Here is a 14412-nt window from a genome sequence, read left to right as displayed (position 1 = left end):
AAATTATTCCTGTTCTCCAAAAGATAAATTAAAAGTTGTATCAAGAAAATCTTGAGGATCAAAATCGGTAGGTGTTTCAAAATGAGAGTCGCCAATGCTAAGATTAATTATCCGCTCTACAGCTAAGGTTCTTATATCTGTGTAATCGTTAATTGTTGTGAAGAAATATAAACCACCATCCCTGGTGGGTGCAATAAAAATTTTGTTCAGTATCCAGTATTTACTTTCTAGGTAGAAAACCTGGTTAACAAGTTCCTGGTAGGTGTAAACTCTGTCTAGGTCAAATAGTTTTGGTACGTTGTAATTTAGTTTCATAACCGCTCCTTATATTTAATTAAATATAACAAGGGGGTGCGAAGTATTGCTTCGCAGTACTATTTTTATCTTTATTTGTTACTGCATTTAAATAATATACAGGTTTTATTAAATGTCTTGTGTAATAGACATTATGGGTTAATGTCGTCTATAGATAATTTTTTAGGTTCGTATAGACACTATCTTTAATCTCAAGGGCTATTTGTTTTGCCTTGGTTTTATTTAGCCCTATAATATTTGCAACCTCTAGTATGTCCTTTATTCCTGGGTCTCTACCGTTACCGTTAATAGTTGTTGCATGTTCTCCCCCTAGGGAAAAACTATGGGTTAAATCGTAGGCAGGGGATAAGGTCCATGCTTTAGTTATATGGTTATATAAAAAGGAGAAATTCTTTGAATGATCATCCCGGTTATTAGCAAAAACATTAAAACACATTAAACGAAATAGTTGTTCACATTGTAACATGTCCTTAGTTAACTGTAGGGTAAGCTTCATAAGTATGTTGTAGTCCAGATTTGGAATCCTGTGGGTAACTTCTAATAGTCCGGAAACAGAAATCATATGTGGTTTGAAATGAGTATTTCTATCGAACCTTTTGGTTCCAAAATAACCAGAGCATTTATTAGAAGGAAATAGTTTTGTTTCTTCCACAACAATTCCACATTCCATTGCACAATTAGAGTAGTCAAATTCTTCTTTTCCTATATTATCTGTATCTAGGGAACTAGGGAATTTTATTATCCAATCCTCCCCATTAACTGTGGTTAGCATTTTAGGCCTTGCTCCACCAGATGAACCACCTAGTATAAAAAGGGAATCCAGATCCCCTGAATCTTCATTTTTAAGAATTCTTGAACATTCTTCGGCTATTTGGTCAAGATTATAATCTGTAGTATTGCGTTCAATATTTATTTCTGGCACGTAGGTTAAGCCTCCCATACCAGATGATCCAATAATTGAGAGTCGCTCTAGGGGATTTAATTCCCTAGGATTTATCTTTTTTTTAACTAATAACCTATCAAGTAAAAGTTGGCCCCATCCATCTGGGAGACTATCAGAAAAAACTCCAAATAATCCATTAAAGGGATCGTAGTTAGGAATAAATACTTTTTTTTCTAGGGGTATGGATAATGGACTAATAGAGAAACCATTATCTAACCAGGTATCTGAGTACTCAAATGCACAAAGTGCTTTATTGTAAAGTGCCATGGTTCCAACATTTTGGTTATTATATAAAACATTTATTACCCTAGTTTTGTTCATTAATTATCTCCTGTATGGAATTAAAGTGTGGGGCAGTAAATAATGTATTAAGTTCTTTGTCTAGTTCTAATGCAATAGCTATTTTGGTAAATGATATAAGTGATATGTCCCCAGTTTGTTCAAATCTTTTTAGGGATGCTAAAGTTACACCTGATTTTGAACTAAGCTGTTTTTGTGTTATTTTCCTTCTTTTTCTTATATTTGCCATTCTTTTGGCTAAAATGGAATTAATCTCACCAGGAGTTTTCTGTAATAAATTTATCATGCTCATGAATAACATTTTAGTCTTTTTTTGATTATTAGTCAAATAAGACTAATATTTGAACCCTAATTTTGACATTAGAATTAATTAATAGTACCTATATTACAATTTTGTAGTTGCAAGCCACAAAATTTGAGTAATGAGTCTATTCTTTTATTTTATTGTAATGCTTGAAGAATGATTTGAAAAGTTTATACTATCTTCAATAGTTTTAGAATTAGATATAATCTCTAAATTCAAACTTAAATATGAGTTCCACAAAAAGATGGGAGGTAGATAAATGAATTCTCTGGATAAAATAACAATAAAAGGTTTTAAATCAATTAGAAATCTGGAAAATTTTAAACTAAAGAACCTCAATGTTTTTATTGGAGGAAATGGGGCAGGGAAAAGCAACATTATTAATTTATTTAAGTTACTAAGAAATATAGTCAATGATGATCTAGGAGATTATGTAAGAAATAATGGAGGGGCTAGTGACCTTCTCTTTAATGGTCTTAAAGTAACAAATTCTATTTTTATTGAAACGTACTTTGGAGATTATGGGTACAAATTCTATTTTCGACCAACATTAAAAAAATTTACTAGAAATAACTAATGAAGAAATGTTCTATTCCCAAGATACAACAGGCTGCGTGAATCTAGGAGACAGCAATAAGACAGTTTGAAATATTACAGGATAAAAAACAATTACGGACAGATGCATCAAATATCGCTCCATTTCTATATTACTTAAAAAGTAATCATTTAGCTGAATATAACGAAATATTGGAAGCTGTTCGTTTGGTTATGCCATTTTTTAAAGACTTTAATCTGGAGATTACCTAATTCGGTGATAAACAAAAAATAAATCTTTCCTGGTTCCAAAAAGCAACAATTACCCCTGTAATGGAGTTTAAGTCTACTGGTGAATACGTAGAATGGGCTAGTGGTGGCCCCCTTACCAGGAAACAAGGGAATTTTTTCTAAAAGAGGTTGAGCATAGGCCATTATCAAGAATTATAGAATTCAATGAGGTAATGGATTTGGTTACTATTGGTAATTTGGAAAGGGATGAAAGTTTAACAGATACAGAGAGAACAATTTTTATGTACTTATTTCTTAGACAAAGAAGGCATTTAATATCTAGTAGTTATGGGTTTGAAGATTTAATTTTTTTAGATGATGTAACAACCCTAGAAGATCTTGATAACTTTAAAAGGTTTATAGACCGAGAATCTAGGCTTTTTAATGCCTTTTTAGATTTAGCTGAGTCTAATATTACTGTAAATGGTTCCCCCCCTAAGGGATACGGGAATGGTATACCCCGAAGATCCCCTAGATAAGGAATTTTCTGGGGAAAATAAGGTAAATCATCCTTATTTTGTAGAAAGAGATGCTTACATGGGGGAGCTAGCAAGGGTAAAAAGGGAGCATTTATTAGTTAGATATCAACTAGATGATAATGGTAATTTAGAAGCAGTGAGAAAGTAGGGAGATTATTAGGTAAAATCCCTATTTAAAATGAATTGCTTTCCTTATTTATCCTAAGGAATTCTAGTGATATTGCTTTTCAAATGATTTGCTCAACATTGAATACTATTTTACATAGTTTACAATTCTTTTACACAGTGTTAACCATAGGATTTCCAAAGAGGTTTATAGTGGCATCATGGAGGAAGGAAATGGTTGAAAGAAAAATAATCCAGGTTGATGATTCAGCACCATTAATTTCAAAAAAGAAAAAAAGGCAGGCGGCAATTGCTTTTGGAATAGTTGCAGCAATAGTGGCAGTTATTGTTGTTTTTATAGTGGCAGGTACTACTCAGAAAATTCAGACAATTGGAGACTACAGAGTAACTAAAGTTACAAAAGGTTCATTAACAACTTCAACAGAAGCAAGTGGAACAGTTGTTCTTCCTACTCAGGTTTCAATAGTAAATATGTCCGAAGGATATGCAGATAAGTTAAATGTCTCAGTAGGAGACAGTGTAACAACAGATACTGTATTAGCAGAACTTGATGTTCCTGATTTAGAGAAAGACAAAGTTGATTTAGAAAATAGTCTTGAAACCCAGGAAATAGCTTTAGAACAGGTTTTAGTCTCTAACAAATACACTATTAAAGAACTTGAAATTTCTATTAAAAGAGTTGAAGCAGATATTATAGATGCAAAAGAAGATTTGGAAAAAGCGAAAAGTTTAATGAGTTTAAAAAGCTCAAGAGAGTCTGATTATGAAGATGCTTTTGATAAACTTACAGCTTTAGAAGAACAGAGAGAAGACCTTGAATTAAATCTTGAAAAAGCAAAAAAAGAGGGTGAGTTAAACGTAAGGTCTAAAGAGACACAGATCAGGCAGAATGAGTTAAATCTAGAAAGATTAAATGAAGATATTGAGGACTCAAAAATTACAAGTCCTATAAATGGATCTGTTTTAAATATATCTGAGAAACTATCAGTTCCTGGAAGTTTAATTAGCCAAAGCACAGAGTTATTTACTGTTGCTAATACAGATGATGTATATATCGATTTAGAGGTTTATGAGCAGTACAGATCTGTTTTAGAGGTTGGAAATAAGATGGAAGTTGTTATTAGTTCTACTGTTATAGAAGCAGAAATTATTCAAATAGGCTCTGTGGCATCTGTTTCCTCAGACTCTCTGTCCGCAACAATTGAAGTTAGAGCAAAACCTGTAGGAGATGTTGATTTAACAGTAGGAGCTTCTGCAGCAGCAGAGATTCCATTAGGAACAAAAGAGAACGCTTTACTTCTTCCAAGAGGGTCATATTTAACATCAGGAAATCAGGCTTATCTATATGTGGTAGAAGGTGATGTAGCTGTAAAAACAAAAGTTACGTATGGAACAATTAGTGGAGATAAGGTTGAGATTTTAAGCGGTGTAGAAGCTGGTGATCAGGTCATTATTAGTAGTTACCAGAACTTTATAGACCAAGAAGAGATTAAATTAGAGAAATAGGAGATAACATGATTACATTAAAAAATATAAACAAATTATACGACTTGGGAGAGGTTAAAGTTAACGCTTTAAAAGGAATTAATTTAACAATAAATAGAGGTGATTATGTTTCTATAATGGGTCCTTCCGGTTCTGGAAAGTCTACTCTAATGCATATTATGGGTATTTTAGATACCCCTAGTTCCGGCCAGTACCTACTTGAGGATTATGATATTACAGCTCTTCCAGATAAAGAGTTGGCAAGAATTAGAAACAAACATTTTGGCTTTATTTTCCAGAGTTTTAATTTGTTCCCAGAATTAAGTGCCTTAGAAAATGTAATGTTACCTTTAGGTTATGCAGGAGTTACATATGGGAAAAGAAAGGCCAGAGCAAAAGAGTTACTTGATGAAGTCGGTTTAGAACACAGAATGCAACACTTACCAACTATGATGAGTGGTGGAGAGCAGCAGAGGGTTGCGGTAGCAAGAGCTTTAGCGAATGATCCTGATTTAATTTTAGCCGATGAGCCTACAGGAAACTTACCTTCGGATAGAGGTCATGAGATTATGGATATTCTAGAAAAGCTTAATAAAAATGGAGTTACTATTGCTATGGTAACCCACAGTCCAGACCAAGGGTTAAGGGCAAAAAGAATTATAAATATTAAAGATGGGCTATTACATAGTGATGTAGATAATAAAGGAGGCAAGAGTGTCTAATGAGACTAATTTAATTATGAAAAGACGGTTCATTAGTAGAATACTTGAATCAGGTCTACTAATTATTGCAGTTGCTTTAGGTGTAGGAGCCGCAGCTTCAGGTCTCTCTTTAATGTTTCATACTAAAGATTATAGTGAAGACCTTCTAAACTCTGCAACATACAAAGAGGTTGTTGTTACAACAAGAGCTAATTTAGAGGATATGGATTACCCTGTTATTGAGAAAACTCCAAATACAACTGTTTTAACAGTTTCAGACCTGGAAGCAGGGGATTTAATAGACGATGTTCTTTTTTCCTATGTTGTATCTTCATCAAGAATAAAATTAATTACTGAAGACAGTTCTACAGGAAACTTCGGTGGACCTGAGGGTCGAAGTAACGGTCAGGAAACTTCGACAAATAACACGGATATACAAAAGCCTACTACTGATGGGGGAGTAGAACAACCTGCTCAAGATAGTCCTGGAGATCAGCAAGCCCCTCCAGAGGGTCCAGGTGGAGACTTCAGAGAACAGATGGATGAAACTCTACAGAAGATGAAGGATAATCCTGACTATTTACTATCCGAAGAGGAAGAGTTAAATGGCGCCCAGGTAACTTCTCAATTCTTCCTGGCATGGGAGTTTGAAGCAGAAACAGGTAGCCTATTTGCTGATTCAGATTACTCATCTAATGGTAATCCAATTATTTTAGGTTCAGAGCTTGCAAAAAAAATTAACACTAATAATTTAGATGATTTAACAGGGAAAAAAATTGCAAGTTGGGGAAATGTATACACTGTTGTAGGAGTTTTAGCTGAAACTGGAACAAAGTATGATAATAGGTTCTTAACCCCTAAAAAATCTGTTTCAAATAATGCTTTTATGAGAATGTTTGGTGACACACAATTACGATTTTATGTTGATGATGTAACACTTTTAGATAGTACTGTATCGCAACTTGAAACATGGTTTGAAAGCCAGTATGGAGAAGGTCAGGTTATTGTTTCAAACCCCAGGAATGAAGCTACAAAAGTTGTATCTAGAAACAGTGGAATAAGTTTCTTAATACTTTTCTTAAGTTTAGCGGGACTATTTATTGCATCTGTTAATGTATCAAACATCTTAATGAGTAGATCATTAAGAATGAAAAAACATGTTGGTATTTTAAAAGCTTTAGGAGCTTCTAAGAACAGTATTATGATGCTTTTTGTAAAAGAAGCAGTTTTAATAACAGTAATAGGATCGATTCTAGGAACATTCTTAGCGCTACCTCTGTCTATGACTATGGAAGAGTCTTTAGGATTAGGTGAAGTGTCCTGGTTCTATATAATTTTAGGTGTAGTTTTATCATCAATGTTAACTCTGTTATTTTCAGTCTTACCTGCAAGACAGAGTATGAATATAGAAGCTGCAGAAGCTATGAGATCAGCAGGTTAAGGGAGGATATATGAAAAAACTAATAACAATGCTTTTAAGACACTGGACTAAAACCCCGGTAAAAATATCATTAACTATTCTTGCTGTAGCTCTTGGAACTGGAATCCTTATACTATCTTTTAGTGCTGGATCTATTATTGAGAATGAAATTAATTCGATTATGAGTAGTGATGGAATTGTATTACAAGTTGCAAATGGAGAGTGGGGTGATGATGGCCAGATTGAGCAGGAGAGACCTACACAATGGGATAGAACTATAGTTGAAAAGTTAGTTTCAGATAGTTCTACAGTTACAAATGCCGCATTAATTCTAAATATGCCTATTGATTATTTAACAATAAACGGTATTTCTTACCAAGTTAGGAACTCATTAGGTACTGATACATCGTACCTGAATGTATACTCTTTAGATATTGTTGCCGGGCTGGAAATGACAGATGAGGATTATAACACTGGTTTAAAAAAGGTTTGGATATCAGAAGAGACAGCCGAAACACTTTTTGGCTCTGCAGATAATGCTTTAGGTCAGAAAATCTCTCCTCCTGCATTTCGAAGAGGTCGGGATCAGGATGACTATGCAGTATCTTATTACAGTGTAGAAGGTGTTTATGAAACTCCATCTGAAGTTGCAAGAAGAGCATACTCAATAGCTGATGTAATATTTCCTGTAACTTCTATGATGCCATCAAACAGTGGTGGTAAAAATATGTTAGATTTTATGGCTGGAAACCTTGTTATTAAAAGTGAGTCAACTTCTATAGAAAAAGTTACCGCAGATATAAATAACGTTGTAGCAACTAATTATGGTGATGATATAAATGTAACAGTATGGGAAGGTAATCCAAGAGGAGAATCTACATATATGGAAGAGTTAAGACAAACAGTCTCTATTTTCTCTATATCAGTAAAGATTTTAGGTATTGTATTGCTTTTAACAAGTTCATTAGGGATCTTTAGTATCATGGTTGTTGAAGCTTTAGGAAGAAGAAGAGAGATTGCAATTGAGAGAGCTTTAGGAGCTTCACGAATCCAGGTTATTAAAGAGTTCTGGTTGTGGTCTGTTATGCTAAGTTTTGTTGGAGCGATTATAGGAATAATTTTATCAGTAGCTCTATCTTCTACTGTCTTAGGAACTATGTCTCCATTAATTTCTGAGTTAACTGGAGCATCTATTGTTAATACTTCTGTTAAACCCTTTGCAGTTTTATCAGGTGTTGGATTAGCTTTAATGTGTGGTGGATTGTTAGGTGTTTTACCTTCATTTAGCGCTGTAAAAGGCGATATTTCTGATGTTTTAAGGGAGGCTTAAATGAAAGTTAAAGTTTTAGTAGTTCTAATATTAACTACAGCTTCTCTTTTTGCTCAAACATCATTAACAACAATTGACGAGATTGTTAACTTCTCCCTTGAAAACAGTAGTGATTCAATTAGAAGTAAAATAACACTGGAAAATAGTGAAGATAATGTAGAATCTTATATTAAATTAGATGAAACAAAAGTATCATTTAATAGTTCTTTTAAAGAGGATGGTACAAATAGTTTTATTTCATCTTTAAATATTCCTGTTATAGATCAGTTATCTGTTAACGGTAGTTTTGATAATAATTTAAATGGAGAGATAGGAGTATCAATTAACCCTCTATCTCATAATAAAAATGTAACTCTTTCTGAAGTAGAGTATGATTTAGCCCTTTTAAACTATAAGAATTCTATAGATAGTACTTCTAAAAATACTATTGATAAAGCTCTTAGTTGGATGGTTGGAAAAAAGAGTCTCGATCTTCTAGAAAAAGAAGCTTACAGATATGAGTCTTTGTACAGTGATAATAAAGATAGATATGAAAATGGTTCTATAACTTTAGATGAATTACAGGACTCTTTAATTAACTGGTCAAATGCCAGAAAGAAACTTTTAGATCAAAAACAGAGTTTTTATACTCTTGAAAGCAGTTTGTATTCTCAGTTAGGCGCCACAAAAGAAGATGTAGTTATTGAAATTTTAGAAATAGAAGAGTTGCAAGTTTTAATTGAGCAGTTAAAAACTATGGTTGAAAATGGTAGTGGAGACTATTTTAAAAACAGTAACTATCTACAGTCTGTAATTAATGAAGAGAAAGCAATGTTAAACTATAATGCTATTTGGGTATATGATCCTGATGTTTCTTTTAGTGCAAAATTAGGAATAACTGAGAACGGTGTAGTTGAAGATAGCTTTACTGCTTCTGTAGGTTTCACTTTAGGATTAGATAATATAAATAAATCTGAAAAAGATAGTGCTAAGGAGGAGTATCTTTTATCAGTAAAAGATAAAGAATTAAAACTAAATGCAGCTAAGCTCGATTTTGAAATGTCAAAGGATTTAGTTGAGAGTAGTAGTCTTGAGTCAGAAATTACAAGATATGAGTATGAGCAAACAAAGATTCTATTATCAGAAGCGGAAATCTTATACGACGCAGGTGAATATTCTGAACTGGAATTATTAGCTGCAGAGTTAGCATTACAACAGGCCCATAATAATCTTTTTACTATACTAAAAAATGAATATCTTAATTTAATAGATTATTTAAAATATTTTTAGCTTATATGAACCCGGGTCCTCCATCCGGGTTCTTCATCAATGTCTTCCGTATAGATTATACGACACAAATTAACACACATTAAATATTCAAGTGGCTCTCTCCAATTCACTGTGAAGTTTTGGAAAAAAAGTTAATATGTTTACATGAAGAGTATTTATGAGGTTCCTGAAAATTTTTACAACATTAGAAGAATCTAGATTACCTAAAAATGGAATAATTAATATATCTCAAATATCTACAATTGATTTTGGAGTAAAATATTATTACCCGCCTTAAATACAGACGGATACTATCTATTTATAGAAATCATTTAAAACTAAAATGTTTTACTTTCTGGTAGGTATGTTTTTTTTTCAATGATGTTTACAGCAGAATCTTTTTGTAAATATGTTTGGCCTACCAGTACAAATATATCGCCACTACTTATTTTACCATTAATTTGTATTAGAGAATCTCTAGATCGACCTAATTCTACAGGTACTTTTTTTGCAATTGAATTTTCAATTAGATATATAAAATGATTTTCACCTTCTGTAATTATACTAGCTTTTGGAACTATAAAATTAGATGTCAATTGTAATAGCTCTATCTCTGTTTCCATTAGCATACCAGGTAGTAATTTTTGGTTAGGATTATCAAATTCAGCAGTAATACTATAAGTTCTATTACTATTTGATTTGAATCCTATGGATGTAATTACACCGTTTAAGATATAATCGTTTGCGGAAGCTTTTTTTGCTACAACATTAAGTCCTAATTTAACTCTTGTTATAATATTTTCCGGTACTTGTATTATAGCTTCAACCTTTTCAATATTAATAATTTCAATAAAATCTGATGAAGTTATAAACTCATTTTTATTAAATGTAATATCGGAAATATATCCTCTTGAAGGGCTTATTGCTAATGTTGTTTCTAGACTCTTCTGTAAATTTTCAATTTCGCTAGTTTTTGCAAGTTTTATCTTCTCAAAATTAAGCTCTGATTCTTTTAAAGCTTGTTTTGCTTTATCAAATTCAGATTTTGATATTAGCTCTTTAGCAAATAAACTACTATTAGTTTCATATATTTCTTGGACCTCACTTAACTTTATTCCAGCTAATTCAAGTTCATTATCCCATTTATCACTAGATCTCTCTATATCCTTAATAACATCACTACTATCTAATGAATAGAGCAAGTCTCCTACTTCAACAAAATCTCCTTCTGTTACGTATAATCCTTGAACTGTTCCACTAGAACTTAGATTTACTTTAATTTCTTCACCTGCAATAAGTTCACCTAATCCATAATAGTTCACATTTATAGGAGCTTTTGTAAGCTCACCTACAATAACAGCAACTGTAGAAGATCCACCAGCGCCACCACCACTACCACGGACAGGAGTCTCATCAATATCTTCTATAGCTGCAACATTGTCTCCAGGAGTATTCTCTAAAATATATTTATTCCATGAATCTTGTCTTTTTTGATTGTCAAAGGAATCCCATTTTTCTTGTGTTGCATTAGAACCTGGAGGTGGTGTTGTTAGATCCATAGTAATCTTATTATTATCTAAATCTTCAGAATCTATAGTTTTTGTACAACCTATAAATAGTAATATTATTATTAAACTAGTTGATAATCTTTTTGTGATTTTCATAAAACTTTCTCCTCATCAATGAATATAGGTATTCTTTTTTTAAACTTAATTTTAGTCTCTTCTACTATATGGTATATAATTGGTAATACAATTAATGTAAGAATAGTTGATGTTATAAGTCCAAAAATTAGTGAAATACTTAATTGTGCAAAATTTTCATCTTTAAAAGCTAAAGGTAATATACCACCAATTGTAGTTAAAGAAGTTGCAAGGACTGGTCCAAAACGGCTATGTCCAGCATCAGTTAAAGCTTCTTTTAGACTCATACCATTTTTCTTATTTCTGTTAATAGTATCAACTAAAACTATTGCATCATTAACTGCTATTCCTACAAGGGCTATTACACCCATAAAAGCGTATAACCCAAAGTTATTATTTGTTAATATTAGTCCTAAGAAAACTCCTATAATTGCCATTGGAACTGAAAGTAAAATAACCATTGGCTGGGACAGAGAGTTAAACTGCATTGCTAATATTAAAAATACAACTAACATTGCTAATGCTAAATTAATAGACATTTCATTAAATGATGAATCTAAATCTGCAGCATCACCTGTCCATTCGTAAGTTATACCTTTGGGAGTTCCTAATGATGTTAAAACCCTATCAAAATTATTTACTATATCTTTAAGGTTTGCGTTTGGCATAAGTTGTGCGTATACCATAACAGTTCGCACTCCGTCATTGTGCCTAATTGTTCCTAAACCAAGTGTTTCTGCAATATATGCTACTTGTGTTAAAGGAATCCAACTTCCATCTTTTAGCTTTATCATTATCTTTTCCATATCATGTATAGAATCAACCTTTAGATCATTTGTAGTAAACCTAATTGGAACATCTCCATCATTATTTAATAATGTTCCACTATATTGCCCGCTGATAACAGTTTTGACAATGTTACCAATAATAGTTGAATCGAGACCCAAATCTGATGCTATTATTGGCTTAATTATTACTTGTATTTCAGGATATCCTTTTTCTAAATCTGTTACCGGTTTGCCAACACCGTCTATTAAAGATAACTCCTTAACAAAATCAGAAGAGTAGGTTGCTAATTGTTCGAGGTCATTACCTATTAGCCTTAGTTGTATTGGACTATTTGTAGATTTTCCCCCTGCAGATGTACCAATACTAACTTTAATTCCTGGAATAGTATAAAATTCCTTTAGCAGGGTAGGCATAATCTCTTTTGTAGTCCAACTCCTTTCAGATTCTGGTTTTAAATTCAAAACAATTTCAGAGTCTCTAGCCGACGTAACACCAACTTCAGTATAAATAGTATCTATTCCATTTAAATCAAGAATGATATTTTCAATCTGTTTAGTAACTTCATCTGTGTTTTCAAGAGTACTAAATTCAGGTGTTGAGATAACTATATAGAGTGAGGATTCATCCTTGATTGGAAATAATTCAATCTTTAATAAACCAAGAGGTAGTGTGGATAAAACACCTATAAAAAGTATAAAAGTAATTAATGGTACTAAAATCCTATTTCTTCTTTTATTAATCAATTTTTTTAACTGTTTTTCATATCCTAAAGAGATCTTTTCAAATGCATTAATCTTTTTATATCTTGAATAGACTCTTACAACAAATATTAAAGACATTACTAATGCCATTATTAGGGATAATAGCCCTGGTTTACCATTTGTAGAGAAAGCCATCATAAAAAGACCTATTACTAATAGAGCCTCAATAACTTCTTTAACAATAGAAAACTCCCGACTTTTTTTAGGGCCTGTTTTTTTAGGTAGTAATCTAGAACTAAGCATTGGGGAAATAGTTAAAGATACTATTAAAGATGCAAGTATTATAAATATAATTGTTATTGGAATTACACTAATTATAAGTCCAATCCTACCACCCATAAAAGCTATAGGTATAAATGCCGCAATTGTAGTTAATGTCGCAGCTAAAATTGATGGGGCAACCTCTGCAGTCCCTTTTTTAGCTGCTTGTAACCTAGAAAGACCTTTTTCTCTATAAAGTACAACATTTTCCATTACAACAATTGCATTATCTACTAAAAGACCTAAAGCAATAATCATTGCTAAAAGAGTCATTGTATTAAATGTCATTCCCATGCTATTTAAAGCAATAAAAGATATAAAAAGTGAAAATGGGATTACAAGTGATGTTATTAAAGCCTCGCTTAATCCTAAAAATAGAAATAAAACCAAAACTACAATTAATAATCCAGAAATTGCATTTCCAATTACATCATCGAGATCCTGTTGAACTGTAATTGCATCATCTTGAATAACCATCACATCTAAGCCATCAGGAAAACGTCCATTATCTATTTTTGATAAAATTTCTTTAACCTTATTACTTGGACCAATGATATCTGTTCCTCCATCCCTATAAAGAGATAGTGTTATCGCTGTTTTCATAGAAGGATTATCACTTCCTAAATTAATTGCTCTTCTAGAATAATTTGTTTGTGGTTTATAACTATCTTCAATTGTTGCAAGATCTTTTAAAAATCTAGTTTCACCATTAGGTAGAGATATTAATGTTTTTCCAATTTCGTCTATACTTTTATATGCTCCTAAAACTCTAATAAAATAATGTCTTCCATCCATAATAGCATCACCAGCAGGAGTATTTTTATGATGAGAATTTATAGCGCCAGTAAGATCTGTTATAGTTAAATTAAATTGAGCAAGTCTTGCAGGATCAACGGTTATTCTTATCTCTGGAGTCTGAGCACCTGAAACCCTAACTTCATTTACACCCTTTATCGCTAATAGATCATTTGTAATCAGATCAGAGGCTTCTTTTAACTCAACAGGAGTTAAATCTCCACTTAAACTTAATACAACAAATGGTCTATTAGCTGTAGTAGAAACTTTTACTAATGGATCTTCAGCTTCTTCTGGTAGGTCTTTAATAGAAGCAACTGCTTGATTTATTTCATTTAGTTTTTCATTTATATCAACTTCAGGAAAAAAATCTATCTGTATTTCTGATCTACCAGCTAATGACGAAGATGTCATGAACTCAATATCATCAATACCAGAAAATGTCGCTTCAAGTTTATTTGTTATCAGTAACTCTACATCACTTGGAGAAGCTCCCAAATAATTTGTATTAATTTTAACTTTTGGGAATACCACTTCTGGTTTTGATTCTCTAGGAAGAATCTGATAAAAATATATTCCTAATAATGTTAATAACAGCATACCTAAATAGACAATTCTATAGTTATCTATACTTTTAGATGCTATTTTACTTAAAATAGTTTTATCTTCACTCATACTTTTTCCTTT

Annotated in this window: 13 protein-coding genes; 8 read left to right on the top strand and 5 right to left on the bottom strand. The window is 32.2% G+C overall.

The window, feature by feature from the left end:
• Positions 1 to 3: 3 nt before the first annotated feature.
• The 3 genes from EW093_RS01325 to EW093_RS01315 form a co-directional block, all read right to left on the bottom strand.
• Positions 4 to 315 (bottom strand): WYL domain-containing protein, encoded by a 312-nt coding sequence (locus tag EW093_RS01325; RefSeq protein ID WP_149566658.1) that lies wholly within the window; start codon positions 313 to 315, stop codon positions 4 to 6.
• A gap of 148 nt (positions 316 to 463) precedes the next feature.
• Entirely contained in the window at positions 464 to 1579 is a 1116-nt protein-coding gene (locus EW093_RS01320) for a type II toxin-antitoxin system HipA family toxin (protein WP_149566657.1), read from the bottom strand.
• On the bottom strand, positions 1566 to 1844 hold the full coding sequence (locus EW093_RS01315; RefSeq protein WP_149566656.1) for a helix-turn-helix domain-containing protein: 279 nt from the start codon (positions 1842 to 1844) through the stop codon (positions 1566 to 1568). Before EW093_RS01315 ends, EW093_RS01320 begins: the two co-directional genes overlap by 14 nt.
• A gap of 277 nt (positions 1845 to 2121) precedes the next feature.
• Here EW093_RS01315 and EW093_RS01310 point away from each other — a divergent pair, with 277 nt between their 5' ends.
• From EW093_RS01310 to EW093_RS01280, 8 genes are all read left to right on the top strand, one after another.
• The gene (locus EW093_RS01310) at positions 2122 to 2439 is read left to right on the top strand and encodes an AAA family ATPase (RefSeq protein ID WP_149566655.1); all 318 of its coding nucleotides are present in this window, start codon (positions 2122 to 2124) and stop codon (positions 2437 to 2439) included.
• A 421-nt stretch (positions 2440 to 2860) separates the two neighbouring features.
• The gene (locus EW093_RS01305) at positions 2861 to 3166 is read left to right on the top strand and encodes a hypothetical protein (RefSeq protein WP_149566654.1); all 306 of its coding nucleotides are present in this window, start codon (positions 2861 to 2863) and stop codon (positions 3164 to 3166) included.
• A complete protein-coding gene (locus EW093_RS17225) occupies positions 3138 to 3314 on the top strand; it encodes a hypothetical protein (RefSeq protein ID WP_187759775.1) in 177 nt (58 codons plus the stop codon). The genes EW093_RS01305 and EW093_RS17225 overlap by 29 nt, the downstream gene beginning before the upstream one ends.
• Positions 3315 to 3505: 191 nt before the next feature.
• The gene (locus EW093_RS01300) at positions 3506 to 4798 is read left to right on the top strand and encodes an efflux RND transporter periplasmic adaptor subunit (RefSeq protein ID WP_187759774.1); all 1293 of its coding nucleotides are present in this window, start codon (positions 3506 to 3508) and stop codon (positions 4796 to 4798) included.
• Between the two features lie 8 nt (positions 4799 to 4806).
• Positions 4807 to 5499 carry an ABC transporter ATP-binding protein gene (locus EW093_RS01295; protein ID WP_149566652.1) on the top strand — a complete coding sequence of 231 codons (693 nt, stop codon included), beginning with the start codon at positions 4807 to 4809 and terminating at the stop codon, positions 5497 to 5499.
• Complete coding sequence (locus EW093_RS01290) at positions 5492 to 6919, top strand: ABC transporter permease (protein WP_149566651.1); 1428 nt, start codon at positions 5492 to 5494, stop codon at positions 6917 to 6919. The genes EW093_RS01295 and EW093_RS01290 overlap by 8 nt, the downstream gene beginning before the upstream one ends.
• Positions 6920 to 6929: 10 nt before the next feature.
• Positions 6930 to 8228, top strand: coding sequence for an ABC transporter permease (locus EW093_RS01285; protein ID WP_149566650.1), 1299 nt, complete (start codon positions 6930 to 6932; stop codon positions 8226 to 8228).
• Positions 8229 to 9497, top strand: coding sequence for a TolC family protein (locus EW093_RS01280; RefSeq protein ID WP_149566649.1), 1269 nt, complete (start codon positions 8229 to 8231; stop codon positions 9495 to 9497). It begins immediately after the preceding gene.
• 317 nt (positions 9498 to 9814) lie between these two features.
• Here the strand turns inward: EW093_RS01280 and EW093_RS01275 are convergent, their stop codons facing one another.
• Together EW093_RS01275 and EW093_RS01270 are read right to left on the bottom strand one after the other, a co-directional pair.
• Positions 9815 to 11140, bottom strand: a complete 1326-nt coding sequence (locus tag EW093_RS01275; RefSeq protein WP_149566648.1) for an efflux RND transporter periplasmic adaptor subunit — start codon at positions 11138 to 11140, stop codon at positions 9815 to 9817.
• Positions 11137 to 14400: an efflux RND transporter permease subunit gene (locus EW093_RS01270; RefSeq protein ID WP_149566647.1), complete on the bottom strand. Its 3264-nt coding sequence runs from the start codon at positions 14398 to 14400 to the stop codon at positions 11137 to 11139. The genes EW093_RS01275 and EW093_RS01270 overlap by 4 nt, the downstream gene beginning before the upstream one ends.
• Positions 14401 to 14412: the final 12 nt, after the last annotated feature.

The sequence above is a fragment of the Thiospirochaeta perfilievii genome (assembly GCF_008329945.1).
Lineage (GTDB): Bacteria > Spirochaetota > Spirochaetia > DSM-2461 > DSM-2461 > Thiospirochaeta > Thiospirochaeta perfilievii.
Note: the sequence above shows the minus strand (reverse complement) of the source record. Positions and strands in the feature narration are given on the sequence as shown.